This is a genomic window from Pseudomonas sp. F220 (assembly GCF_057813935.1).
Map to the genome: position 1 here is coordinate 1 of NZ_JBVASJ010000167.1, position 299 is coordinate 299.

The following is a 299-nucleotide window of genomic DNA, read 5'->3' on the forward strand; positions in this document are numbered from 1 at the left end:
CGTGACCGGCTGTTTCGGAACAGGCGGAAAATCGGTCACGTTGTTAGCGAAATGAGCGGTCACGCGTTAGCGAAATGGTCGGTCACGATGTACCGAAACGGACGGTCACGATGGACCGAAATACGCAACTGAGGGCGCATTGGTGTAACGCGTAATCATGCAGGCGCAAGTGTTGGGACACCGGCAGAAAACTGCACTGGCCTATTCGACTGAAAGTACTCGTGTAAGGCCCGCAACGTAGGCAACTCCAGGGCCTGCGCGGCATAACAGAGGCCGATGCGGCGAGTCGGCATCGGCAG

The 299-nt window shown here is 57.5% G+C and carries 1 pseudogene; it reads right to left on the reverse strand.

Annotated elements, in window-relative coordinates:
- Positions 1-155 precede the first annotated feature (155 nt).
- Positions 156-299, reverse strand: a pseudogene (locus tag ACZYSM_RS29480) (LysR family transcriptional regulator); the annotation flags it as partial.